The organism is Hyphomonas sp. NPDC076881 (assembly GCF_050269995.1).
Lineage (GTDB): Bacteria > Pseudomonadota > Alphaproteobacteria > Caulobacterales > Hyphomonadaceae > Hyphomonas.
In genome coordinates, this window is sequence record NZ_JBNNJJ010000007.1 from 1 (window position 1) to 24,273 (window position 24,273).

Below are 24,273 nucleotides of genomic sequence, written 5' to 3' on the forward strand. Positions count from 1 at the left end.
TGAATAGCGCTTCTTCTTCATCGCGAACTTCCTCCTTCAGGAAATCCGCCGGAAAACTAACATCAAATCCGGACCAATTTCTCCAGATCACGTCAGTGCCAAATTCCGGGCCCGACGTCCAGAATGAGATGGACAGGATTGCTCAGCTTGCGACGCTGTGTTCCGGAGCCCAGCTTCCAGAAATGGCTCGTAGAAAGGACGGTAGGATGTGCCGGATTCGGCGTGACCTCTTCGGTTACGGCCTTGACCGGGAACGCTATGGGAAGGGCGCAACGCTGGGCCAGGTTCAGAAGCTCATGATGGGGATCGCGCTCTGAGGAGCCGGTTAAATGGCTGCTTGGCGCCCCGTACCCGCAGGCTTACAAACTGCCGATGCCCTCGTCCTGTTCGCCTGATAGTGCAGTGGCAAGTCAGCCTCAATGACCTTCTCTCTTTATGAGAGTGTTGGGGTTTTTTATTCAGTATACTGTTGAAATTATCTAGAACTACTCTTTTGCAAGAGGCAGTTTCTTGAGGTGAGCATCAATCGCCTCAGTGACAGCTTTGGGCTGGGGCAGATTGTTCTTCTCGGCGGCCCAGCTTTGCTGAAACCGCTCAACCGTTTCCTTGGCCACTTCGAGGACCGCCTTCTCAGGAAGCCTGGCCTTGGCCGCAAGATGAGACAGTTCATCGAGGGTAAACTCGTCAAACCGTTTCGTGCGGCTGAATTTCAGCGCCGCATAGTCATCCAGTATGTAGGGGACTGTCGAAACAAAATCATAAGCAGGCGCAAGCCGTGCGCTACGCTGATCCGGGTAAATCAACGACCAGTTCTTCAGATGCATGTCGGCATTGCCGATCAGCGTGTTGAAGGTCAGCCGCCGGATAAATTCGGCGATATCTGCTTCGCCGGTTTCTGCCGCCAGAACCTCTGCAATGTTCCGGTGGCTGGCTTTCTTGTATTTACTGTGTGGATAGACGCCAAAGACCTGAGCAAAGTCTTCAATATGGATCGGCGCACCCGGCGCTCTGTCAAAGCGCTCAATGACGAACGCTTTGCCGCCGATTTTCCCGATACCTTCGGGGACGTTGCCTATCGCGTCTACGTCAATGAGCTGGATTTGCGGAACGTCGATGCCGACACGCCGCGCCAGATCCATCATGGCGAATTCGTTCTCAGGTACACCTTCAAATTCGCGGGAAGGGAGCTTCACAATCCATGAGCCCCCCACTCCCGTTGCCGGGATCGTCAGGCCGCCGCGCGTCTCATTGATCGCGGAAAACTTGAGCTGGACGCCCGCAAGCGAGAACCGCAGCGCATTCGTCCTTGCGGCCTTCCTTGCCTCATCGCTGTTTCGCTCAGATGCTTCATCGGGCCAGGCATCATCTTCTGCGGGCTCGATAGTGATGGCGCCGGGCAAATCCCGCCCGAGCACCCACAGAAGGAAGAACTCGCGTTCCTCATTTACGTTTGCGCGTTCCGCTAGATAGCGGCGCATATGCCCTTCGGGCAGCAAGTTGGAAAAGAATGGCGGTGCCTTGGTCTGAGTCGGTCGCAGGGAGGTGATGAGATCGCCCTGGCTGTCTTTGAAGCTCAGGCTCAGCGTTGGCCGTTTCGGATTGTCTATGTATTCCTTGTTGAAGGCGAAGATTATGCGATCCCCAGACAGCAGGGTCAGCGTGCCGATAGGTTTGCCGTAGAGCAGAACGTTGAGAACGGTGACGTTACTCATCTTCGCCCTCCTCGTCGTCATCAAGGCTGTAGGCAGGGCGAACATTGATCTTCACGCTGCCACTCCGATCCGCGAACGACTCCACATCGCGCACCAGCGCCTCAACCGCTGGAAGCGCTTTGCGGGGGATCAGCTCCAATTCAAGATCAAGCGCGCGGGAAAGCGCGATCAGGCTGGAGAGCCGGAGGTCGCTTGCGCCATTCTCGATTTTGGAAATCTGCGCCTGTAACAAGCCCGTCTTCGCGGCCAGCGCGCGCTGGCTCAGGCCCTTGCGCGTGCGCGCAGCCTTGAGTTTGTTGCCGATGTCTTCCAGTTGGTAGGGCATGATATCTTTTTCTATATCAAAGTCATTAATTTATATATTTTAGAATATCATTCATGATCTTAAAAAGCAAGCGGTGATATAAAATTTTATATCGATCCGAGTCATTGATATATTTTAACACATCAAATTATGATCTACAGATAATAAATAGAGAATATGTTCCATGGCTCATAAAACGACCCTTTGGGATGTTTGAGTGGTGAAGATGAGGGCCGGTTTGGCCGGATACGTGGCCGGCTCACTGCACCTCCAAGCGCCTTAAAGATAAGGTCATTGCTGCCTGTCGCAGTAGATATCTGGCCGGAAGTTTGACGATCACATTGAGGGGCCAGCCGGGATGCGGCGTGATCGAGGGGGGCACCGAGGCTGCGGCAGACGGACCTGCATCCCAACAGCTAGAGCGAGCTGGTGAGCCCGCGTTCCCCCAACGAAATACCGGAAGGTCAAGAATGTCCCATGCCAGGCTTTAATGGGGGATGCGGCTCACGACGATTTCCTGTCGGCTGCGCTCCAGCGTGTAGATCACCCAGGGCTCTTCGGGATCCCGGGCGAAGCCCTGGCCTTCTGCAGGAATGGCAATAGTTTCTTCCCAGACCAGTTCCGAGCCCGCCACCGGCAGGCTCAGCGCATAGAGGCGAGGCTCATCATGGCCGGTGACATACAGTCGGCCATCCGGCCCCCAGGCACCGCCAGAGGCGCTGTAACCACGGAAAGCCTCGATAAGTGCTGGCGGAAATGCGAAACTTTCGAGTGTGCGGAATTCGTCATCGGCTTTGACGAGCTGTGACCATTCCGGCCCGCGATCAGGCGGCGAACCGCGGCCCGCATAATGCACGAAGCCCAGCCACCAATAGCCGTCATGCCGGTCTGCCCAGACGAATGAGCCGACTGACTGGCCGAAGCTGACCGATCCCAGATGTCCCAGCGTTTCCGGATCGAACCATTCCAGCGAGTGCTCTGAGACCCAAGTCTGGACCATTCCGGGCTGGAGTTTTCCGGGCTTTCTCACACTGGCGGACTGGTGACGCCGGCATGATTGATCCGCGTGTTGAAGGTCACAGTCCTTAGCTTGCCGCCAGCGAGAGTAGCGTGGCGCGCAGCGCTTATGCGCGATATGCCCCTATATGCTCGGGCTTCTCCCGATCACGCGGCGCGATCGGGTAAGTGAAGCACTTTATTTGACAAGACCGGCGGCAGAGCGCCTGAGATGAGAGGTCCTCGTTGTGCCTGAAAGGTGATTGGGAGAAGATGAACGTGTTTGGGGTCCGCAGCCCGTTAGCGGGGCGCCTGCGCCTGGGGCACGGGCGGCAGGTGTCCGGCCTCGTATGCCTTATTGGATGTCTGTTTGCGACCGGATGCATCCAGCTTCCCGAAGCAACGCGCCGTCAGCCCTCCGTCCTGATCGCGAATGTCCGGATCATCGATGGTACGGGCGAGGCGGGATTTTCGGGTGACGTGCGAATAAGCGCCGGCCGGATCGAAGCTGTCGGTCAGCTTGCTCCACGCGAGGGTGATCAAGTGGTAGAGGGAAACGGCCTTAGTTTGGCGCCGGGTTTCATAGACACTCATAGCCACCTGGATCGGGGATTTGCTCAGGACAGAAACATGCTGCCCGCGACAAGTCAGGGCGTTACCACAATTTTTGTTGGTCAGGACGGTTTCTCACTGCAGACGGCAAGCAGCCTTCGCGCCAGCCTTGAAGATGCTCCGGTGGCTGTCAATGTGGCGACCTTTTCCGGACACAATACGATTCGGAGAAGGGTTATGGGGCTGGAGCGCCGCGCGCCCAGTCAGGAAGAATTAAGCGAGATGGCCGCGGCCGTGGAGGCGGACATGTGGGCGGGCGCTTTCGGCCTGTCCACAGGTCTGATCTACGAGCCCGGGACGTTTTCAGAAACAGACGAAATTATCGCTTTGGCAAAGGTGTCAGCCAGCTTGGGCGGACGTTACGCCTCACACGTTCGCAATGAAGGCGCAGATATCATGTCTGCGATGAGCGAAGCGCTTCTTATCGGCCATGAAACCGGCCAGCCCGTCCATATCTCCCATCTTAAAATTGCGGTTTTTCCGCTGTGGGGGAAGGCCAACCAGATCACCGCGCTTTTTGACGAGGCCCGCGCCGGAGGGGCCATCGTGACCGCCGACATATACCCTTACACCTATTGGGCAAGCCGGCTGGAGGCGCTCTTCGAGGACAAACAATACCAGAGCGCTGAAAGCCTCGCCCGGACCCTCGAAACTTCCGTCCCGCCTGAAAGTCTGGTGATCGCGCAGTTCGACCCGGAGCCCGGCCTGGAAGGGATGACGCTCCAGGAGATTGCCGAGCAATGGAGCCTAGGGCCGGTCCAGGCGGGGCTTCGGATGATGCAGGCTCTGTTGGACTATAAGGCGGCCCGACCCGATACGGACAAAGCGTCAACGGTCATCGGCACGAGCATGTCGGTTCAGGACATTCGCACCTTTGCCCTTTGGCCATATACAAATGTGGGCTCCGACGGCGCAGCGGGCGGCCACCCGCGCGGTCATGGCACCTTTCCGCGTTACATCGATTTCGTCGTGCATCAAACGAACCTGTTGACGCTTGAGCAAGCGGTCCACCGTATGTCGGGACTCTCCGCAGAAAACATGGGCCTGATTGATCGTGGCCTGATCAGGGAAGGCTATGCGGCTGATCTGGTGTTGTTCGATCCCGATCGGATCCGGGACCGGGCGACAATCGACGCTCCCACCCGCCTGTCGGAGGGAATTGCACGCGTATGGGTCAATGGTGAAGTCGTGTTCGAAGCCGGTGAACCAGTCGACGCCTTTCCGGGCGTGTTTATTGCCCGGCCGGGCTGCGAATGTTGAACCACGCTGAGAAAGGATTCCGGCCGATGCGCCGCTTAAGACGATCCCTCACCCTGGCGTCCACCTCATTGTGTCTGGTGCTCAGCATTACGGCATGCGCAACGCATCAGCCGGTCACTCACGCTTCCGTCGCCAGCGGCGAGGCGCCAGCGGCCCAAGACCGGTTCGTGGATGCCTTGGGTGTTCGGATGCGATTCCAGGTGATTGACGGCAGTCCGATCGTGGTGCTCCTCGAAGCTGGTTCGGGGCTCGATTCAGAGACGTGGAACGAAACGGCGCGGATGATCGCCGACGAAACGGGGGCGACCGTGATAAGCTATGATCGTGCGGGCATGGGGCAAAGCACGATGCCGTCAGGTTCCTACGATATCTATGAGGAAGCGGTTCGTTTGCGTCGCGGACTGCTGGCACTTGGTCAGGCCGACAATCTCGTAATGGTCGGGCATTCCTATGGCGGCTTTCTGATCCATCTCTATGCCAATCTGTATCCGGAATCGATTTCAGGCATGGTGTATGTCGATGCAAACACCCCCCCCGGTATCGATGGGATCGGCGGGCCGGACGCTGTGACAGCGCCGTCTATCCGCCGCAATGACGTCGAGCATCCAACGCGCAAGCAGCGTACAGGACTGCGCCTGTCCCGGGGGTTCGCTCAAAGCATGGAGACCGTGCGCCGCTATCCGCCGCTTTGCGACGTGCCGACGGTGATCATCAGTGCAGGCCGGTATCCAGACTCTACGCCGCGTTCCAATGTTGAAGGTTGGCAGGCCGGCCACCGAGAGCTCGCGCAACGCAGCGGCGGCATGCATGTGATCGCCCAGGAAGCGGGCCACATGGTTCACCTGGATGACCCCGACATTATCGTCGAAGCAGTTCAGTATATCGTTGAGAAATGGGCCGGACAGACCCGTCCAACACTCGCTGTGACATGCCCTGTCAGTGGTTAGAGCGTCGCGATCTGCACATTCATGACTGCAAAGTGACAAGCGTGTGTTCCGGCGGCCGCTAGCGTCCAATTGAAGGGCGCGCGCTGGAACATGATTGGGCAGGCTCGGCCATAACGCGGAGGTAAGTTTAACATGCTTAAGAGACAGAAATTTCTAGCGACGGCGGGGGCGCTGTCACTTGCTGTCGCGGCCGGCGCCGGCCACGCCTGGGCGCAGGACAGCAGCTTGTCCAAAGCGCCTGAGGGGGAAAGTCGTCAGGACACGATCTATGTGACCGCCAGCAAGCGCGAAACCGCATTGCAGGATACGCCCATGGCCGTTTCGGCGCTCGCAGGCGAGGGGCTGGAAAGTCAAAATGCGATCAGCCTCGAAGACATCTTCCGGCAGGTTCCCGGCCTGATGGTTCAGGAAGGGGAAACGGGCGCGGGCAGGGGACGTGTATCAATCCGCGGCGTACGTTCCCAGGGCGAGGGGACGGTGTCGCTCTATTACGATGAAACGCCGATTATCGGCTCTCAGGGAACAGGGTCCGACCCGGGTGGACGAACCGGCGATCTTGCGCTCTACGATCTGGAGCGTGTTGAAGTTCTGAGGGGGCCGCAGGGTACGCTTTATGGGGCAAGCTCCATGGGCGGAGCCATCCGTATGATCTTCAATGATCCAGATTCCGATAAATTCTCCGGGCGCGCTAAGGGTCTTCTCTCAATGACCGAAGAGGGGGGCACGAATTATGGCGCGGCCGGCGTCGTGAATCTGCCTATTACTGAAACATTCGCGATCAGAACGGTCGGCACCTACAGCTTCGATGAGGGGTATATCGACCAGGTATCGCTTGGCATAAACGATCAGTATGCGAAGAATACCAACGACAGCGAGTCATATAGCCTGCGCACCAAGGTCAAATATGATGTGACCAGCAAGCTATCCCTGTCACTGTTGGGGCTTTTCCAGGATTCTCAGGTGTCCGACGCCGCCTTCTACAAAACCAACCTGGAAAGGTTCGAGAACGATGCGGCGACTCAATACAGCTATGATGAACAAGTCGTCCTGCTGAGTGGGACCGTGGATTGGGATCTTGATTTTGCGACCCTCGTTTCCGCGACGTCCTGGAGCAAGTCCCAGACCGAACGCACGATTGACGCGACAGCGACGATCGACACGTCCATCGCGTTTCCCACGACGCCTTGCAGAATCTATTATGGATTGACCGCGCCGGCGGCGTGCACCCCGGAGCAGACAAGCGCCTATATCGCCTATGCGCAATCGCGGGCGCCGGGCCTGTTTTACGCCGACATGGAAAATACAGTCTGGACGCAGGAAATCCGCCTGACGTCGAACCAAGAGGGGCGCCTCAACTGGACGGTCGGCGGTTATTATGAAAACCGTGACGATCACGTCGATAGCTATGTCGTGAAGGCGACCGATGACCGCGGTGAACTCATTGAGCCGCTGGATGTGACCGGTCTGCGTTATATCCAGACAGACTTCGAACAGTATGCAGCATTTGGTGAGGTCAATTACAGGATCCTGCCCTGGCTCGAAGCGCTTATCGGTCTGCGGGCCTATGATTACACCAAAACGATATCGGGCGAAGTGGTCATCCCCAGCGGGCCCACCTTCCAGGCGCCGAGTCCGTACACAACGACAAAGACAAGCGAATCCGGGATCGTTTCAAAGTTTGGCCTGAGCGCAGAGGTCAATGACGACGTGATGTTCTATGCCCTTGCCTCGGAAGGGTTTCGACCGGGTGGGACGAACAACACGCCAAATATACCGGACGAACTGATCGCCTATGATTCTGACAGCCTGTGGACGTACGAAGCCGGCGTGAAGTCTGAATGGATGAACGGAAATCTTGTCCTGAACGCCGCAGCCTATCGTACGGAATGGGACAATATCCAGGTGTCCACACGCACGGCTGATAACATCTTTGCCTTTATCACCAATGCGGGTGCGGCAGTCATTGAAGGGGCGGAGTTGGAAGCGACGCTCTATCCGGCCACAGGGCTTACGATCAATGGAACCTTCAACTATGTCTCCGCGAAGTTGAGTGAAGATCAGGTCAATTCCGCATCACTCGACTCGACCACTGTCGGCCGCGCCGGCGATGCGATCCCCTATGTGCCAGAGACGTCCGGGTCGCTCAGCATCAATTATGAGCGCCCGCTTGCGGGCGCGATCTTCTCGACCAATGTCGCTGTCGCTTACACCGGGGAGTATGCAACCGGCTTCCGGCCCACATCATCGACCTACCGCGTTATCGGCGATTATTCACTCGTCAATGCTCACGCCATGCTCGACTTCGGAGATTGGAACGTCTCGTTCTTTGCAAGAAACCTGACCAACAATCACAAAACGACCTTCAGTGGGGGAACCGATATTGCGGTCGCGCCCCGACCGCGGACGGTCGGCGTCTCATTGGAGAAGAGTTTCTGATATCCCCAAGCTCAAACGCGGACCTCCTCCCCGGCCCCCGAATGCAGCGGATGCCAGAAGAATGCGCGATCCTGACCGGGGTCGCGCATTCCATTTAAAACACCCTGTCTGTTGTTCGCAAATGATCTTCAGCCGCCGGGGCGGACCATCGCGTTCTCCCCCGGTGCTGAGTTGACAGGCGGGCCGGGGAAGAGCGCCGCGCAATCAACCCATCCGGAAGAGGTGGCTGATCTGGCTGTCCCTGTTCCCCGTCAGTATTTGCCGGTAGTGCAGGCTCAATCAGGAAAATCCATCAGGATGCGGACGGACCGCGTTTCAGGTTCCGTAGACGGAGTTCGTCATTGCGGGCGTTCCGCATTTGTGTCGGGGAGATGCCGTAGGCTGCTTTGAAGGCCCGGGTAAAACTTGCCGGATGTTCGTAGCCCGTTTCCAGGGCGATCTCTATCATGGACATCGCCGAGTCCCGGATCAGATCGAGGGCAAGTTCCATGCGCACCTTGTCGCGGATCCGGCCGACCGTATCTCCATAGACCATTCGAAATCCGAGTTGCAGCCTGTGAGCGGTGAAGCCCGTTGCCCGGGCAATGTCAGATACGTTCAGAGGCTGATCGAGCGTCGTTCGGATAAGCCGCATGGCCTGTTGAAGCCGCTTGTGTTCTTCTCGCGAGAAGAACCCCTTCTCTTCATGCTCAAGCTGCTTGGACAGGTTGAACATGATGTGGCAGACGAGTTCAAGCGCCTTGGCCGTCAGAAAAGGCTTAAGAAATGTATCATCGTAAGGCGGCGTGATCATCTGATGGGCCGCCATCGATGCGAGATAGGACAACGGAACGTTGCGGCAATGGAGGCTGGCGCCGGTTTCAAGACAGGCATTGAAATCATCCGGCAGGTCCTCAGCAGAAACGAACCCGGTCAAGCGCCGTATCGCGTCACGCCGCAAATAGATGGAGACCCATTTGAGATGTTCACCCGGCGCGTAGCTGGTTTCCAGCTCCTCATCGACCGAATTGCCATAAATCGTACAGTATCCGCTGGCGAGTTCGCCCTCAACACCGAGCGATTGAAACAGTTCAATATTGCCATCGAGAACTGCGGAGAAAGCGATGAAGTCGCCGGAACTGTGACGTCGCGAGATTTCGCGATAAGGCATCATATCGACGGTGGCGACGCAGATGTCGTCACTCAGCCGGTAGAATTCGAACCCTCCCTTGGCCTGGTCATGGGCGTAATCAACGCGAAAACCAAGGCCGTCGCCGATGAGTCTGCAAAGCCCCTCCGGTCTCTTGAGCGGGCGCCCGTCTCGCGCGTCGTGTTGCTCAAGCAGATTGAGCATCTCGTCGATGCTGCGCCGCAATCCGATACCGGAGTCTTCTGACTTCGCTTTCATGCTCATCCCATCGCGGTCTTCGGATGCCTGGTTGCGGATTTCCCGGTGTCACCGATCCCGCCGACGGACAGCGCAGGCCACCTGGTCTGCCACTCTGCCGCCGCCTCAAGCTGGTAGGCCAGCCCAAGGAGCAGGTTTTCCCGGCCCCTGGCGGCAGCAAACATGCTGCCGAGCGGCAAGCCGTCCGACGCGGTAAAGACGGGCAGGGAAATGGCCGGATGACCCGTGAGGTTATGTAGCGGCGTATAGGACACATAATCGTACATGAGGTGCATCATGTCCTCAAAAGGCCCTGAAGGCGAGAGCTCGCCGATCCGGAGCGAAGGCCGTCGCAGCACCGGGGTCAATAGGAGGTCATAGCGCTCGAACATGGCTTCGAGCGCAGAGCCGGCCAGCCCAACCTGGGCAAATGCGTTTTCAACATCTGCGGCAGTCTGCGTTTGACTCCAGCGTGCCAGGTTCAAGGTCCAAGGCTCCAACAGATCCTCCAGCGGCGCGTCGTTTTGCGCAAGCTGTGTAACGGTAACCAATTCGCGCGCCATATACGCCCAGATCGTCTGGAAGCTCCGCATGACAGCCTCTCCTGCGACGGGCAGCATTTCAGAAACGACTTCATGTCCCAGCGAAGCGCACAATTGGGCGGTCTGCTCAATGACAATCGCGACGTCCGGTTCGGGTTGGTCACCCCAGAGATTGCCGGCGCAGACCGCGATCCTCAGGGGCCGATCAGGCAAGGCAGCCTCCCCGATCAGGTCTGGCGCCGCAGCGCCGGTTCGCAGCGACCATTCGACATCCCTGACGCTTCGCGAGAGCAGAATGTCGCAAGCCAGGAGGTCTTCGATGAGGTGGTGCGGCCTTGCGCGCAGTCCTGTCCCCCGGCCGGGTTTCAGCCCGACGAGACCACAGCAGGATGCCGGAATCCGGATCGATCCGCCCCCATCCGCGCCATGCGCGACCGGCACGATACCACTCGCAACGGCAACGGCCGATCCCCCACTCGACCCGCCCGGTGTGCGGAGCGGATCCCACGGATTGCGCGCCGGACCATAGAGGAGGGGTTCTGTCGTTGGCAGCAGGCCGAATTCAGGCGCGTTCGATTTTCCGATGACAACCAGGCCTTCTGCGTCAAACGCTTCGGTATACGGAAAGGAGAGCCAGGCCGGGCTGGCATTTTTCTTCGAACGCGATCCCGCCCGATAGGGCATGCCGGGATAGTCCATGCCATCCTTCACAATCCACGGAACCCCCGCCATAGGGCCTCCCGCTTGAGAGGCCTTATCCAGCGCGCGCTCGCGGTCGGTATAGGTGAGGGTGTTGAGATCTGGATTGAGCGCGTCAATCCGTAGGAAGGCGGCCTCGACAAGCCCTTCGGGCGGAAGGTCCCCAGCGCGTACGAGCGCAGCCTGCCCATGCGCATCGAGCCGCCCGATCCTGAAAGCGTCTTCCCGGTTGAGCCCAAGTTTCGCCCGCTTGTCCGTTCGCTCTGATGCCATTTTGTGTGCCTGTCTGCTGTTCCTGATAGTGCGGAACGGACGGTACCAGACGCACGGCACCACTGCCTGTGCGCGTTGCGATACGCGCTTAGCTGATTGAGACCCTGCGATGGTTGTTAAAACTGCAATCGCTAAATAGGCCGCTGTGTTCGCACAGCCCGGCGCCAGCCTTCACCGCAATCTGGCATCTGCCAAACAATTGTGGAGATGATCCCGTGCAGACGCCCTACCTTCTTTTCCTCGGAGACGCCGCCGAGTTCAGTGCGGCCAAGACGGCGGCTGGTATCCTTCAGTGGAAGCCGGAAGCCTGTCTGGCGCAGTTCAGAATGCCCGGTTGCGGGGTGGATCTTGGTCTGCCGGACATGAGCCCAGCCGAGGCGGCGGCGCAGGGCGCACGGACGATGGTGATCGGTGTCGTCAATGTTGGCGGTTATATTCCCGACGGTTGGAAGACCACTATTCTCGCAGCGCTGGATGCCGGACTGGATGTCGCTGCCGGCATGCATGAGCGCCTCGCCGATATACCTGAAATCGCAGAGCGCGCGTCAAAACTCGATCGCACTATTTTTGATGTGCGCCAGAGCAGCCGGCGATTCAAACCCGGGACCGGACAGAGACGCGCCGGCAATAGGCTGTTGACAGTTGGGACCGATTGCGCGGTCGGAAAGAAATATACAGCCCTCGCCATCGACAGGGCGATGCGGGATCGTGGTCTGAATTCCGATTTCCGGGCGACGGGGCAAACGGGATTGCTGATCGCAGGGCGAGGCGTGGTCATCGACGCCGTGATAGCCGACTTCATTTCGGGCGCAGCCGAATGGCTGTCTCCGGCAGCCGATCCCGACCATTGGGACATCATTGAAGGGCAGGGGTCGCTGTTTCATCCCGCCTATGCGGGCGTCACCCTTGGTCTGATCCACGGCAGCCAGCCCGACGCGCTCGTCGTGTGTCATGAGCCGGTTCGCAGCCACCTGCTTGGCCTCGACTACAAGGTTCCGGATCTCAGAACATGTATCGACTATAATGTCAGTGCGGCGCGACTGACCAATCCGGAAGCGCGCGCTGTGGGTATAAGCATCAATACGTCCAGGATGGATCGCAGCGATATTGAGGCGACAGTCAAGGCCATCGAAGATGAAACCGGACTGGCCTGCTGCGATCCCCTCCTCCATGGCGCCGGGAAGATCGTTGATGTGCTGGTCCCGGTCGCCGGGCAATTCGCAGACAATGCCGCAAAGTAGGTCGAGGCCGGGCGAGAGCGCCGGGCATTGTGCGTCGGCGCCAGATAATCCGCCTACAGACGTCATAATCTCCCATCGCCCCTGCAATTGATGGGGCCGGGCTGCTCGGAGGGAGGGCAACATGAAGCGTGCGCTTCTCAACCTGCACAGAGTGATAAGTCTCGTGCTCGCGGGCTTCTGGCTGATCCAGGTGGCGACGGGGGTCCTGCTTGTGTTTCACTGGGAGCTGGACGGTTTCGCTGCGGGCACAGATTCTGTTGCCTTCAGCCCTGGAGCCATTTCGGATCGGGTGGCGGAAATCGAGGCGGGCGCGCACGGCCGCAAAGTCACGTCCATATGGACGAGCGGCGCTGTCAATGAGCAGTTTGATATCTATGTGCGTGAGCCGGGCGCATCCTCTGCCGATAAATGGCGCATAAACGGGGCCGGGGAGGTATTGCGCACCGGACTGTCGCCCGGCGGGGCGTTCTTTGATCTGCTTGTTAGGGTTCATACGGAGTTTCTGGCCGGTCCTGGGGGGCGCGTTCTGGTCGGCGTCAGCGGCGTATTTCTGGTCAGCAATGTCCTCATCGGCGCGGTTCTGGCGTGGCCGCGAGCGCGGCATTGGCGCGCCCTCCTTCGATGGCCATCTGCCTGTCCGGCGATCGCTCGGAATTATGGCTGGCACAGACTGCTCGGTCTCGGTGTCTTCTTTCCAACACTTGTGGTGGTGACTTTCGGCGTGCTTCTGGCGTTTGAGAAGCCGCTTGGAGATGCGATCGCCGAACCGGTCACCGATCCTGCGCCAGCCTTCAGTGTCAGCACAGACAGAGACGGCGAGATCAAAATTTCCCCGGAATTGGCGATCGAAGCGGCTTTATCCGTCTATCCGGATGCATCGCTCACCGCATTGCGCATGCCCAGTGACGCAAGGAAAGCCTATGAGGTCAGGCTGCGCCAGCCAGGCGAGGCAAACCGGATATACGGAGACACGGTGCTGATCGTTTCGGCGACGTCGGGCGAGGTGGCGCTGGTCACAGACCCATTCCGCCAGCCGCCCGGGCGCGCCTTCATGTCGTTCCTTTTTCCTGTTCACACCGGTCAGGCAATTGGCCTTGTGGGCCGCGTGATCGCTCTTGCGGCCGGCTGTGGAGTTCTGGTTCTGATGATCTTTGGGGTGATGCTTTTTACCTCCCGGCTTCGGTCGCGTACAAGGAGATCCCAATGACATCGCCCTTCAACCCGGTATCGGGCCGGGATCTGATCGATCTGGTCTTGGCGTGCCCGTTGGCTTGGCTCGTCACTGTGGATGCATCAGGGGCGACGCGGGTCGCTTTGCCCCTGTTCGCTGAAACGGATGACGCGCAGAATTTGAAAGGCCTGGTGGGACATATCCCGCTGGCGCATCCGGCGCGCCAGTCGCTGGCTGCAGCCTCGAAGGTCCTGATCCTTTTTTCAGGTCCGAACGGATATGCTAGTCCGTCTTGGTACCCCGACAGAACGTCGGCGCCAACCTGGCTCTATGCCAGCGCCGAGATCGAAGCCAGGCTCAACTTTGACGATATGATCACCGACTATGCGCTGAAGGGACTCGTCTCAAGAATGGAAGCTTATCACGGTGGCGACTGGACGACTGCGGAAATGGGCGAGCGCTATGAAAAGTTAAAATCGCAGGTGATCGGCTTTAAAGCGGAGATACTTTCGGTGAAATCCTGCTTCAGATTCGGCCAGAATGAATCTGACGACATCTCGCGCGCCATGGCTGAGTACGCTCGGCCCGCGACACTGAGGGCGTGGGTGCGCCGGTTTAATGCAGGGCGAACCGGAGCAGGGAAGGCCGCGTCTGACGCGGGCGCCGGAAAGGAACGCGCGCAATGATGCCGGCTCTCCGCAACCTCCTCATACCCGCCTTGGTCGTCAATTCGGTCCTCGTCGGCGGTGGATTCGCAACTGGCCGGGAGCTGGTTGAATTTTTTCTGAAACTTGGTCCGGCGACAGGTCTCGCCGGCATGACCGTTTCCATGATTGTCTTCAGTCTGTGTGCGGCCATTTCCTATGAACTGGCCAGGCGGCGCCAGACATTCGACTACAACTCATTCAACGCCGAGTATCTCTTCCGCTTCCGGTATATGTTTGAGGTCGTCTACGTACTTGGATTACTTCTCGTGCTCGCCGTCGTCTCCGCCGCAGCAAGCGAATTGCTGCATGACTGGGCCGGACTGCCGAAATATCTCGGAGCGGTTGCCTTTATTATCCTGATCAGCCTGTTGCTCGCCTTTCCGACCGCGATCATCGAACGCGTCATCTCGCTGTGGTCGCTTGCATTTGTGATCATTTTTGCCCTGTTGGCGGCAAGCGTTCTGAGCCAGTCTGCTGGCGAGGTTGCCGCCACGCTTTCAAGCGAACCGGTTGATGCCGGCGCTGCAATTTGGAACGGGCTCAGTTACTCAGCCTACAACGCACCGATCATCGCCGTTGTAATTTTCGTCGCGCGGCGGTTCCGGGCGCCCGGCGAAGCGCTGATCGCAGGCGCCCTCGTCGGCCCCCTGGCTCTGTTACCTGCATTCACACTCTATTTTGCTCTGCTCGCGTTCTACCCGGCGATCAACGACCAGCCCGTTCCCATCCTGCATGTTCTCGACGAGCTCGACCTCGGCGTTCTGGGAAGTCTCGTTGAACTGATCGTGTTCGGGGCGTTATTGACAACAGGGGCCGGGCTGCTTCACGGCCTGAATGAGCGTGTCATTCAAGTTCTTGCGCGCCGTATGCTCAGCGACGAACGCAGTGCGAATCGAAGCTGGTCGCTTTTGCGCGCCGGCATCGCCTTTTCGCTTCTGTTTATCTCCGCTTTCCTTGCGACGGCGGTCGGGCTGATCGATCTGATTGGCAGCGGCTACCGATTTGCCGCGTTGATCTACATTTTCGTGTTCATTCTTCCCCTGATCCTGGTCGGTGGAGGGCGCCTGGCGTGGTCAGCCTATCGGCGGCAGGCAGTGCCCTCAGCAGGTAGTTCTGATGGGCAAGGGTCGTTATGACCGGTTTGAACGCAATCGATGCATCGTGCTCGCTTTCAATTGAACTGACGTCGACCGGTCCGAGTCGACTGCCTTGTTCCGAAGCAAGCCATCGAACACCCATCAGTTACCAGATCGGAAATTCGTTCAGTACCCTGAAAAAAGGACTAGCTCGGCGTCTTTCAAATCTACTTGTCGAACCAGTTGAGTTTTACCACGGAGAGTCCTAATGACACATGAAGCAGTTCTTCAAGCGGCCGGTTTCAGAGCCGATGAGCTGACCGGCGGCGACGTGCCTGTGCGTACACCAATCGATGGCAGCGCCCTTGGACAGATCGCATCGACGCCGCTGGAAATCATGCCGAAAGTGATCGCCTCTGCCGATTTCGCTTTTCAGAAATGGCGGGAGGTTCCGGCCCCGCGCCGCGGCGAACTGGTGCGGATACTCGGTGAGGAGCTTCGCGCTGCAAAAGAATGCCTCGGCGCTGTCGTAACGATGGAGGCGGGTAAGATTCTCTCCGAGGGTCTAGGCGAAGTCCAGGAGATGATCGATATCTGCGATTTTGCAACCGGTCAGTCGCGTCAATTGCATGGTCTTACGATCGCCTCCGAGCGGCCGAGTCATCGCATGTTCGAAACCTGGCACCCTGTCGGTCCGTGTGCTGTGATTACTGCGTTCAATTTCCCTGTCGCCGTGTGGGCCTGGAATGCAGCGCTCGCCCTGATCTGCGGCAACCCTGTTATCTGGAAACCGTCGGAAAAGACACCCCTGACCGCCCTCGCCACGATGAAGATCGTCCGGCGTGCGCTGGACCGGTTCGGAGACGATGCGCCCGAGGGCCTGATCCAGTTGACCATAGGAGGTCCGTCCATTGGTGAGGCGCTGGTGGATTCGCCGCATATCCCGATCGTTTCGGCAACCGGATCGACGCGAATGGGACTGATCGTGGGCCCAAGAGTGCAGGCGCGCTGGGGGCGGTCCATCCTCGAGCTTGGCGGCAACAATGCTATGATCGTCGCCCCTTCGGCGGATCTGGATCTGGCCGTGCGGGCGATTGTGTTTTCGGCGGCCGGTACGGCGGGCCAACGTTGCACGAGCTTGCGGCGTCTGATCGTTCATAATTCGATCCGCAATGAACTTACCCGACGCCTGAAAACCGCATACGGAAGCTTGCGCATTGGTGATCCGAGGCAGGAAGGTACGCTCGTCGGACCGCTTATCGATGCGGAAGCGTCCAGTGGAATGCAGGCAGCCCTTGAGGCTGCATGCCGCGAAGGCGGCGTCGCGTATTTCGGCGAGGCGCTCAAGGAAGGCGTGCCGGCCGGAGGCGCTTATGTCCGGCCCGCGCTGGTCGAAATGCCAGCGCAGACAGGGACCGTGAAACGTGAGACCTTCGCGCCAATCCTGTACATCATGGGGTACGAAACCCTTGAAGAGGCGATCATGCTTCAGAATGATGTGCCGCAGGGCCTTTCGTCCTGCATCTTCACCACCGACCTGCGCGAGGCGGAACGGTTCCTGTCATCCGCGGGTTCCGATTGCGGGATCGCCAATGTGAATATCGGTCCGTCCGGCGCGGAAATCGGAGGCGCTTTCGGTGGGGAGAAGGAAACCGGCGGAGGGCGAGAATCCGGTTCGGATGCCTGGAAGAGCTACATGCGCCGCCAGACCAGCACAGTAAACTACTCAACCGGCCTGCCGCTCGCCCAGGGCGTTCGTTTCGACATTTGATTTTTTCACGGGGCAGCCTTCTGACATGACAAAATTTCTTAGCAGCAATGCCGTTCGCAGCGCGTTTTCGTCGGCGATGGCGCAGATGTACCGCAAAGAGGTGCCCGCCTATGGTGAGCTCCAAAGGCTCGTCGCGGATATCAACTCAGACGCCCTGGCCACGCTCCCCGGGGCGGCAACACTGGTCGGGGCAAGCGGTGGCATCGAACGGCTGAGCGCAGAGCGGCATGGCGCGATCCGCGTCGGCACGGCTGAGGAGTTGCGTTGGATCCGGCGCGCATTTGCCATTATGGGTATGCACCCTGTCGGGTATTATGATCTTGCAGGTGCCGGCTTGCCCGTGCATGCAACGGCGTTCCGCCCCACGGACCCGACGGCGCTTGCCGTTAACCCCTTTCGCATTTTCTGTTCCCTCTTGCGGTTGGACCGGATCGCTGACACCGCGCTGCGCAACCAGGCAAAACACATCTTGTCCCGGCGGCAGATATTCTCGGCGCAGGCGATGAAGCTGATCGAATCGATTGAACAGGAGGGAGGCGTTCGCGAAGGAGACCTTGACCATTTTCTGAACGCTGTGCTCGCCACATTTGGCTGGCATGGGCGCGCGCAAGTCAGCTACGCAACCTATCAGGCATTCATGACAGCACACCGCCTTGTCGCGGATATCGTGTGCTTTCCTGGCCCCCACATAAACCACCTTACACCGCGCACCCTGGACATCGACGCCGTTCAGGCCGTGATGCCTGCGCGAAACATGCCGGCTAAGGCCATCATTGAAGGTCCCCCGAAACGGGCGTGTCCGATCCTGCTGCGCCAGACCTCATTCAAAGCCCTCTCGGAATCCGTGCTGTTTCCGGAAGCAGATGGCCGGCTTCACTCGGGAACGCATACGGCCCGGTTCGGGGAAGTCGAGCAGCGCGGTGTTGCGCTGACGCCGAAGGGGCGAGCGCTCTACGACCGGCTGCTTTCGGACGTCTTCGAAGCGGTGACACCCGCGCCGGACGGATCGAATGCTGAAGAATACGGCCATGTGCTCAACCAGATATTCAATCAGTTTCCGGACGACTGGAGCTCGCTTCGGCGCGGCGGCCTTGCCTATTTCGATTATGGACCTCAACCGCATACGGAAGTCGGGGACAGCGCGGGCGCGGGCCTGGAAGACCTTATCCGGGCTGGCCGGATCGTCGCGCGCCCGATCCTCTATGAAGACTTTTTGCCCGTCAGTGCCGCAGGGATATTCCGGTCAAATCTTGGCGATGCTTCGCACAGCCGCCTGGTGGCCGAAGAGATGCAGGCTGAGTTCGAGGACGCGCTGGGCGTCCCCGTGGCGGACCCGTTCGGCCTGTATGAGATGCGGCAGGCAGAGTCCTTGCGCCTTTGTCGTTCGACCTGTCCGGAGCTGCGCGGATGACGAAGGTTCGCCCGGTGGTTCCGTTTTCCGATTTTCGCCGGCTCGGTGACGCGGGTCTGTGCCTGACTGACCCGGCAGATATCGCCCGCTATACAAAGCCAGCGCGCGGCGCGGCGGGCGAGGCCCTGTGTGTTCTGCGACCGAAAACGACCGGACAGGTCTCCGCCATTGTTGCGCTCTGCGGGCGTCTGGGACTGCCGCTCACGGTCCAGGCCGGGAATACGGGCCTTGTGGGAGATTCCACCCCCGCGCCTGGGGCCCCGGCGATCATACTTAGTCTGGAACGGATGAAAGAGCGCTTCGTGCTCAATCCGATCAATCGTTCATTAAAAGTTAGCGCCGGATTTCGTCTCTCCGAAATGAACGCCAGGCTGGCGCCTCATGGCCTGTTCTTTCCGATCGATCTCTCCTCCGACCCCATGGCGGGGGGCCTTGTTGCGTCGAACGCCGGCGGTGCGCGCTTCCTCCGCTATGGTGATGTGCGAGACCGTGTTCTCGGCCTGACCGTTGTTCTTGCTGACGAGCGCGGCACGGTGGTGCAAATAGGCCAGGGAGTCCGAAAAGATAATTCAGGTCCCGACTGGAAACAGATGTTCATCGGGGCGGGGCCGTTTCTGGGGATTGTCACCGAATGTGAATTCGACCTTGCCAGACTGCCCGCTGACCGGGTGGCTGCGCTCCTGATACCTGCCAGCGGGGCGTCAGTTGACGTAATACTTGACGAGCTGGAGCGAACGCTCGGCCCAGGCCTGACGGCCTTTGAGAGCATGTCAGACAATGCCGTTCGCCATGCGCTTGCCCATGTGCCGAATTTGCGAACCCCATTCAGGGGAGAGTTACCGCCTGGCGAGGTTCTTCTCGTGGAATTCTCACGCGACTGGCATAAGCTTCCCGGAGATGCTCCGGCGGCGGATGTTTTGAATGCGCAACTCGAAAGGCTTTGGGAGGATGAGCGTAACCTGCTTCTGGATGCTGTTCCGGGCCCGCCCGAAGACTTCTGGCGGCTGCGCCATTCTCTCAGCGAAGGCCTCAGGGCGGCCGGTCCGGTCATTGCCTTTGATCTCGCCTTCAGGCGCGACCGGGTGAACGCTTTCAAAGCCCAAATCCGGGAAGACTATTCACGCCGCTTCCCAGAACTTGAACTTTGTGACTTCGGCCATGTTGGCGATGGCGGCGTTCATCTGAACTTCATTGTACGGCAGACATCCGCCGAAGGAGAGCAAGCGCTTCGCCATTCCCTGGAGGCGTGGGTGCTTGATATCGCCGTCGGAACCTATGGCGGCACCTTCAGCGCGGAACACGGCGTCGGCCGGAAGAATCTGCAGGCCTATCTGCGGTTCACGGATCCCGCTCTGCGGCAGGCAACCAGGGCGCTGAAGGAGGCGGTGGCGCCTGTGCAGATTGGTGGTTTCCGCGCTGATTGATTCGCGTAATGAAATCCCGAGATCCAGCTCATCAGGAGGAGGGCGATCCCCAGACGGTATCCGGGCAATGAATATGACCGTCTTTGTACGTAACCGCCCTTTCACGGTCGGAGGCGAGGAATGTCGCCCCGTCGAGATCGCGGAACTCACAGCGCTGGCCCAGAATGAAGGCGGGCGCCTGCGACCACGAAGTTCCTGTCATGTTGCCGACCATCACTTTGAAGCCCAGCGCCCGGGCCGCCTTTTCCATTTCGAGCGCATGGGTGAGCCCGCCGCATTTGTCGAGTTTGATATTGATAATATCGAACAAGCCCTTCAGCGGCTTCAGGTCGCTGATATCCTGGACGCTTTCGTCTGCCGCTGTCGCAATCGGAGAACGAATGTCCCGCATAGCTTCCTCCTCGCCGATCGGGAAAGGTTGCTCAAGAAGTTTCACATCCACGGCCTCCAGCACGGGCAGAAGATCTGTCAGCGCTGACGGTGTAAAGCCGCGATTTCCATCGACGCCGAGCCAGACATCCGGCCGGGCTGCGCGCACCCCGCGCAACCGCTCGCCATCAAGCTCGTCGCCGGCGAGCTTTAACTTTATGGCTCTGGCATGCGTCATTGTTCGAGCGGTCTGTGCCATCATGGCGGGATCGTCGATGCCGATTGTGAATACCGTGGGAAGGGGACGAACGCTCTTAAGACCCGCAAGCCGCCAGGCAGGAAGCCCCTTACAGCCAGCCTCCAGTTCCCAAAGGGCCGCGTCGAGGGCGTTTCTGGCGCCGCCGGCCGGCAGCAGGTTCTGAAGGGACGTTCGGTCGATGCCGTTCTCGACGTCCGCGCGGAGATCTGAAAGCTGTTCCAGCATGTGACGCGTATCGTCCTGGCGATAATAAACACCGCAGGCCTCGCCACGGCCGCGCCAGCCCTTCATCGATAGCTCGACGACAACGAGTTCTGCATGGCTGAAGTTCTGTCCGGCAATCCGGAAGGGCTGCTTCATCGGCCATTCCTCCGCCCGGAATTCAAAATCGATGTTTCCCATTTCCGCCTCGCGATGCTGAATTGACGGAAACACTGCAGGGCAACAGCGGCGCCTGCTTAACGCAATGCCGTAACGGCTTGTCCATTTGCTAGGTCGCCCGAGTGCGGGCAAGCCGCTAAGGCGGCCGCGGCATTTGCGAAGCGCTGCTGCGTCCGACCCGACAAGCTCCGGTCCTCAACCGCAGGAGAGGCTGGTCAGGACATGGCTTGGACGACGACGCAGTTCTCGTGCCGGATCAGGCTGATCGCCGGACCGGGATTGGCCATACTCATTTATGCTAGCCTCGGTTTACTCGGGCTCGATACCGCCGCTCGCAACACCGCTGCCATCATGGGGCTCATGGCCGTCTGGTGGGCAACCGAAACCTTGCCTGTCGCGGTAACAGCCCTTTTGCCCATTGTATTGTTTCCGCTGTGCGCCATTATGCCAATTGCAGAAACCGCATCAGCCTATGCCAGTTCGACCATCTTTCTGTTCATGGGCGGGTTCATCGTAGCCCTTGCGATTGAGCGTAGTGGTCTGCATCGGCGAATAGCGCTTGGCATTATATCCATCACGGGACTGGATGGCCGGGCGCTGACAGCAGGGTTCATGCTTGCGGCTGCGTTCCTGAGCATGTGGATTTCGAATACCTCGACCACACTCATGTTGTTGCCCATCGCGCTGTCGGTCATCGACACCGTCGAAAGGGAGCATCGACTGCTGCCCGCACCGCAGCGGAGCGGATTCAGAAGCGCGATGCTGCTTGGTCTTGCTTATGGGGCATCGATCGGGGGGATGGCCACATTGATCGGTACACCCCCGAATGCGTTTCTTGCAGCTTTCATCGAGGCGGAAACAGGTGAACCCATCGGATTTGCGCAATGGATGCTGGTTGGGCTCCCGGTCACAATGATCCTTCTCCCCCTTTGCTGGTTGTTTCTGACGCGAGTCCTCTACAAGATCGACTTCAGGGTGCCGGCGGCCCTTAAGAAAAGCATTCTGGACGAGATTGCGCAGCCAGAACGCTGGTCAAGCGCAGAAAAGCGGGTGGCGGGTCTGTTCGTCGTTCTTGTGGTGGGCTGGCTCCTGCGCGAACAGTTGCGCCTGCTTCCCGGGCTGGCGAGTTTGTCCGATACGGCGATCGCGATTGCGGTTGCGATCCTCGCCTTCATCATTCCGGACGGAGAGCGCGAAGGCGCACTTCTAAATTGGGATGAAGCCAACAGGCTTCCATGGGGCGTATTGTTGCTGTTCGGGGGCGGACTTGCCCTGGCGGACGGGATGTCTTCCTCCGGCTTAACGATATGGATAGGAGAGCAGCTTGCGCCCCTTACGGGCCTGCATCTGACCCTGCTTGTGGGCTTCTCTGTTCTTCTGGTGATCTTTCTCACGGAAGTGACAAGCAATCTCGCGACAACAGCGGCTGTTCTCCCTGTGATGGCGGCTCTCGCAGAAGACAGCTCTGCCGGCCTTATGATTCTGCTCGTTCCGGTGACCCTTTCGGCGAGTTGCGCTTTCATGTTTCCGGTAGCAACGCCGCCAAACGCGATTGTCTATGGCGCCGGCGGCCTTCGAATCGCAGCTATGATGCGTGCCGGCATTGTCCTTAATCTGATTGCAGCAGGTGTGCTCGTGCTCGTGGCAACCGGTTGGGTCGGAATCATATTTTAGGGGGAAAGGTCCCGGCGGCTTTCTGTAGCCAGCGGTCTGATTCGGAACCGAAGTTTCTTTGCCCTGCGGCACGGGCTGTCCTGACGTCCGGAATCTGAGGGTTCGTAGCCAGAAGGGACCGGAGCCTGGAAGCGGTAACTGATCCGGACCCGGAGCGGCCAACAGAAACGAGGGAGCCTTTTCACCTGGCAGATATCTGCGATGCCTGGGGCCAGGCGCAATAATCGGCTGCGTAGTAGCCGCCGGGTCTGAGGTTTCCGGATCGGCCGGGGCCGCCGAAGGGCAACTGGCTGCTCGCGCCGACTGTGGGTCGGTTGAGATTCAGTATTCCTGCGCGAACCTCCTGGCGGACTCTTTGCCAGATATCATCATCCTCACAGACGAGGCTGGCCGACAGGCCGAAGCGGGTTGCATTGGCAAGGTCAATGGCCCCTTCGAGCTTGTCTGCCTGGTATATCTGAAGCAGCGGCGCAAAACATTCTTCGTCCGGCGCTGCCCCGGCTTGCATATCGATGAGACCCGCCGTCGCGAAGCCGAACCGGGGGTCCGGTTGCCGGAGAGAAACGATCTGGCGTCCGCCTGATCTAGTCAGAAGGTCCTGGAAGGCAACCGCTTTCCGGGCCGCGTCTGCGCTGACCAAAGGCCCCATGAACGCGTCTTCCTGATGCCAGGGCCCAATGGGCAGGTTCTGCGCGCGTCCGGCAATTGACTCGATTACACGGCGCGCGAAGGTCCCGGCGGGCAGGATGAGACGGCGGGCGCAGGAGCATCTCTGACCGGTTGTTAAATAGGCGGACTGGATCGCGAGATCGGCCGCTGTCTCGACATCCGCCGGTTCCCAAATGATGATTGGATTATTGCCGCCGAGTTCGAGCGCAAGAACGACCTCTGGGCGGCCGGCGAAATGCTTGTGAATAAACCGGCCCGCCGCTTCCGATCCGGTAAACAGCAGACCATCAATATCGCAGTTCAGCAGGGCGCCGCCGGTGTCGCGGCCGCCCTGAACGAGGTTCAGACATCCAGTCGGCAGGCCCGCAGTTTCGAAGGCCTCCACCATGATCGGCGCAACCGAAGGGGCCAGCTCGGAGGGCTTAAACACGCAGGTGTTTCCAGCGAGCAATGCCGGGACGATGTGCCCGTTTGGCAGGTGGCCTGGAAAGTTGAAAGGGCCCAGAACGGCCAGCACGCCGTGTGGGCGATGCGTCAGTTCGAGACGGCCAAAGTCGGTAGGCCGGCACTGTTCGCCCGCGCGATCGGCTTGGGCTGAAATAGCAACAGACACCTTGGCGGACATGGCATCGGCTTCGGCCAGCGACTCGCTGATGAGTTTCCCCATGTCCCGGCTGATAGCCGTCGCAATATCCGCTCGCCGGACCCGGAGCTGTTCGGCGTAGCGTACGAGAATTGCCTGCCTTTCCGATTGGGCGTGCGCGGACCAACCCCTGAACGCCGTGCGGGCGGTTTGAACGGCGTGGGCAACCTGATCGGTCGTTGCGGCGTTTCCGGACCAGACAATGTCTCCGGTTGCCGGGCAGTGTCGCGCCAGCATGGCGCCATTTCCTGCGACCCATTCGCCCCCAATAAAGTTGAGGGGAGAGGTTGGCATGGAAGCGGGTATTCGGAATAAATCCGTCATGGGATG

General features: G+C 59.3%; 19 protein-coding genes. 11 read left to right on the forward strand and 8 right to left on the reverse strand.

Annotated features, from left to right (window positions below):
• Nucleotides 1-485: 485 nt before the first annotated feature.
• The 4 genes from ACQKI2_RS09000 to ACQKI2_RS09015 all read right to left on the reverse strand — a co-directional run bounded on the left by ACQKI2_RS09000 (nucleotide 486) and on the right by ACQKI2_RS09015 (nucleotide 3,606).
• The gene (locus ACQKI2_RS09000; protein WP_427379366.1) at nucleotides 486-1,712 is read right to left on the reverse strand and encodes a type II toxin-antitoxin system HipA family toxin; all 1,227 of its coding nucleotides are present in this window, start codon (nucleotides 1,710-1,712) and stop codon (nucleotides 486-488) included.
• Nucleotides 1,705-2,037, reverse strand: a complete 333-nt coding sequence (locus tag ACQKI2_RS09005) for a helix-turn-helix domain-containing protein (protein WP_427379367.1) — start codon at nucleotides 2,035-2,037, stop codon at nucleotides 1,705-1,707. The genes ACQKI2_RS09000 and ACQKI2_RS09005 overlap by 8 nt, the downstream gene beginning before the upstream one ends.
• A gap of 466 nt (nucleotides 2,038-2,503) precedes the next feature.
• Nucleotides 2,504-3,016 carry a hypothetical protein gene (locus ACQKI2_RS09010; protein WP_427379368.1) on the reverse strand — a complete coding sequence of 171 codons (513 nt, stop codon included), beginning with the start codon at nucleotides 3,014-3,016 and terminating at the stop codon, nucleotides 2,504-2,506.
• A 296-nt stretch (nucleotides 3,017-3,312) separates the two neighbouring features.
• The gene (locus tag ACQKI2_RS09015; RefSeq protein ID WP_427379536.1) at nucleotides 3,313-3,606 is read right to left on the reverse strand and encodes a hypothetical protein; all 294 of its coding nucleotides are present in this window, start codon (nucleotides 3,604-3,606) and stop codon (nucleotides 3,313-3,315) included.
• On the opposite strand from ACQKI2_RS09015, the gene ACQKI2_RS09020 reads away from it, so the two are divergent.
• The 3 genes from ACQKI2_RS09020 to ACQKI2_RS09030 all read left to right on the forward strand — a co-directional run bounded on the left by ACQKI2_RS09020 (nucleotide 3,556) and on the right by ACQKI2_RS09030 (nucleotide 8,267).
• The gene (locus ACQKI2_RS09020; RefSeq protein WP_427379523.1) at nucleotides 3,556-4,884 is read left to right on the forward strand and encodes an N-acyl-D-amino-acid deacylase family protein; all 1,329 of its coding nucleotides are present in this window, start codon (nucleotides 3,556-3,558) and stop codon (nucleotides 4,882-4,884) included. The two genes, ACQKI2_RS09015 and ACQKI2_RS09020, sit on opposite strands and share 51 nt — an antisense overlap.
• 26 nt (nucleotides 4,885-4,910) lie before the next feature.
• Nucleotides 4,911-5,831, forward strand: coding sequence for an alpha/beta fold hydrolase (locus ACQKI2_RS09025; RefSeq protein ID WP_427379369.1), 921 nt, complete (start codon nucleotides 4,911-4,913; stop codon nucleotides 5,829-5,831).
• Between the two features lie 132 nt (nucleotides 5,832-5,963).
• Complete coding sequence (locus ACQKI2_RS09030; RefSeq protein ID WP_427379370.1) at nucleotides 5,964-8,267, forward strand: TonB-dependent receptor; 2,304 nt, start codon at nucleotides 5,964-5,966, stop codon at nucleotides 8,265-8,267.
• Between the two features lie 292 nt (nucleotides 8,268-8,559).
• Here ACQKI2_RS09030 and ACQKI2_RS09035 read toward each other — a convergent pair whose 3' ends face one another.
• Entirely contained in the window at nucleotides 8,560-9,654 is a 1,095-nt protein-coding gene (locus tag ACQKI2_RS09035; RefSeq protein ID WP_427379371.1) for a helix-turn-helix domain-containing protein, read from the reverse strand.
• A gap of 2 nt (nucleotides 9,655-9,656) precedes the next feature.
• On the reverse strand, nucleotides 9,657-11,147 hold the full coding sequence (locus ACQKI2_RS09040) for an amidase (protein ID WP_427379372.1): 1,491 nt from the start codon (nucleotides 11,145-11,147) through the stop codon (nucleotides 9,657-9,659).
• Nucleotides 11,148-11,362: 215 nt separating this feature from the next.
• Here ACQKI2_RS09040 and dgcN point away from each other — a divergent pair, with 215 nt between their 5' ends.
• The 7 genes from dgcN to ACQKI2_RS09075 all read left to right on the forward strand — a co-directional run bounded on the left by dgcN (nucleotide 11,363) and on the right by ACQKI2_RS09075 (nucleotide 19,948).
• A complete protein-coding gene (dgcN, locus tag ACQKI2_RS09045) occupies nucleotides 11,363-12,388 on the forward strand; it encodes an N-acetyltransferase DgcN (protein ID WP_427379373.1) in 1,026 nt (341 codons plus the stop codon).
• A 121-nt stretch (nucleotides 12,389-12,509) separates the two neighbouring features.
• Nucleotides 12,510-13,595 (forward strand): PepSY-associated TM helix domain-containing protein, encoded by a 1,086-nt coding sequence (locus ACQKI2_RS09050; protein ID WP_427379374.1) that lies wholly within the window; start codon nucleotides 12,510-12,512, stop codon nucleotides 13,593-13,595.
• Nucleotides 13,592-14,245: an FMN-binding negative transcriptional regulator gene (locus ACQKI2_RS09055; protein ID WP_427379375.1), complete on the forward strand. Its 654-nt coding sequence runs from the start codon at nucleotides 13,592-13,594 to the stop codon at nucleotides 14,243-14,245. Before ACQKI2_RS09050 ends, ACQKI2_RS09055 begins: the two co-directional genes overlap by 4 nt.
• Complete coding sequence (locus ACQKI2_RS09060) at nucleotides 14,242-15,402, forward strand: hypothetical protein (protein WP_427379376.1); 1,161 nt, start codon at nucleotides 14,242-14,244, stop codon at nucleotides 15,400-15,402. Before ACQKI2_RS09055 ends, ACQKI2_RS09060 begins: the two co-directional genes overlap by 4 nt.
• A 208-nt stretch (nucleotides 15,403-15,610) precedes the next feature.
• Complete coding sequence (amaB, locus tag ACQKI2_RS09065; RefSeq protein ID WP_427379377.1) at nucleotides 15,611-17,113, forward strand: L-piperidine-6-carboxylate dehydrogenase; 1,503 nt, start codon at nucleotides 15,611-15,613, stop codon at nucleotides 17,111-17,113.
• 25 nt (nucleotides 17,114-17,138) lie between these two features.
• A complete protein-coding gene (hglS, locus tag ACQKI2_RS09070; protein WP_427379378.1) occupies nucleotides 17,139-18,524 on the forward strand; it encodes a 2-oxoadipate dioxygenase/decarboxylase HglS in 1,386 nt (461 codons plus the stop codon).
• Complete coding sequence (locus tag ACQKI2_RS09075; RefSeq protein ID WP_427379379.1) at nucleotides 18,521-19,948, forward strand: FAD-binding oxidoreductase; 1,428 nt, start codon at nucleotides 18,521-18,523, stop codon at nucleotides 19,946-19,948. The genes hglS and ACQKI2_RS09075 overlap by 4 nt, the downstream gene beginning before the upstream one ends.
• A 31-nt stretch (nucleotides 19,949-19,979) precedes the next feature.
• On the opposite strand, the gene ACQKI2_RS09080 is transcribed toward ACQKI2_RS09075, so the two are convergent.
• Entirely contained in the window at nucleotides 19,980-20,978 is a 999-nt protein-coding gene (locus ACQKI2_RS09080) for a dipeptide epimerase (protein ID WP_427379524.1), read from the reverse strand.
• 201 nt (nucleotides 20,979-21,179) lie between these two features.
• Between ACQKI2_RS09080 and ACQKI2_RS09085 the strand changes: the two genes are divergently transcribed.
• On the forward strand, nucleotides 21,180-22,631 hold the full coding sequence (locus tag ACQKI2_RS09085) for an SLC13 family permease (RefSeq protein WP_427379380.1): 1,452 nt from the start codon (nucleotides 21,180-21,182) through the stop codon (nucleotides 22,629-22,631).
• A 181-nt stretch (nucleotides 22,632-22,812) separates the two neighbouring features.
• Here ACQKI2_RS09085 and astD read toward each other — a convergent pair whose 3' ends face one another.
• Entirely contained in the window at nucleotides 22,813-24,267 is a 1,455-nt protein-coding gene (gene astD, locus ACQKI2_RS09090) for a succinylglutamate-semialdehyde dehydrogenase (protein ID WP_427379381.1), read from the reverse strand.
• Nucleotides 24,268-24,273 lie beyond the last annotated feature (6 nt).

Coding starts and splice junctions, on each gene's coding strand:
- ACQKI2_RS09000 (WP_427379366.1), bottom strand. CDS start 1,712: ATGAGTAACGTCACCGTTCTCAACGTTCTGCTCTACGGCAAACCTATC.
- ACQKI2_RS09005 (WP_427379367.1), bottom strand. CDS start 2,037: ATGCCCTACCAACTGGAAGACATCGGCAACAAACTCAAGGCTGCGCGC.
- ACQKI2_RS09010 (WP_427379368.1), bottom strand. CDS start 3,016: ATGGTCCAGACTTGGGTCTCAGAGCACTCGCTGGAATGGTTCGATCCG.
- ACQKI2_RS09015 (WP_427379536.1), bottom strand. CDS start 3,606: ATGAGTGTCTATGAAACCCGGCGCCAAACTAAGGCCGTTTCCCTCTAC.
- ACQKI2_RS09025 (WP_427379369.1), top strand. CDS start 4,911: ATGCGCCGCTTAAGACGATCCCTCACCCTGGCGTCCACCTCATTGTGT.
- ACQKI2_RS09030 (WP_427379370.1), top strand. CDS start 5,964: ATGCTTAAGAGACAGAAATTTCTAGCGACGGCGGGGGCGCTGTCACTT.
- ACQKI2_RS09035 (WP_427379371.1), bottom strand. CDS start 9,654: ATGAAAGCGAAGTCAGAAGACTCCGGTATCGGATTGCGGCGCAGCATC.
- ACQKI2_RS09040 (WP_427379372.1), bottom strand. CDS start 11,147: ATGGCATCAGAGCGAACGGACAAGCGGGCGAAACTTGGGCTCAACCGG.
- ACQKI2_RS09050 (WP_427379374.1), top strand. CDS start 12,510: ATGAAGCGTGCGCTTCTCAACCTGCACAGAGTGATAAGTCTCGTGCTC.
- ACQKI2_RS09055 (WP_427379375.1), top strand. CDS start 13,592: ATGACATCGCCCTTCAACCCGGTATCGGGCCGGGATCTGATCGATCTG.
- ACQKI2_RS09060 (WP_427379376.1), top strand. CDS start 14,242: ATGATGCCGGCTCTCCGCAACCTCCTCATACCCGCCTTGGTCGTCAAT.
- amaB (WP_427379377.1), top strand. CDS start 15,611: ATGACACATGAAGCAGTTCTTCAAGCGGCCGGTTTCAGAGCCGATGAG.
- hglS (WP_427379378.1), top strand. CDS start 17,139: ATGACAAAATTTCTTAGCAGCAATGCCGTTCGCAGCGCGTTTTCGTCG.
- ACQKI2_RS09075 (WP_427379379.1), top strand. CDS start 18,521: ATGACGAAGGTTCGCCCGGTGGTTCCGTTTTCCGATTTTCGCCGGCTC.
- ACQKI2_RS09080 (WP_427379524.1), bottom strand. CDS start 20,978: ATGGGAAACATCGATTTTGAATTCCGGGCGGAGGAATGGCCGATGAAG.
- ACQKI2_RS09085 (WP_427379380.1), top strand. CDS start 21,180: ATGGCTTGGACGACGACGCAGTTCTCGTGCCGGATCAGGCTGATCGCC.
- astD (WP_427379381.1), bottom strand. CDS start 24,267: ATGACGGATTTATTCCGAATACCCGCTTCCATGCCAACCTCTCCCCTC.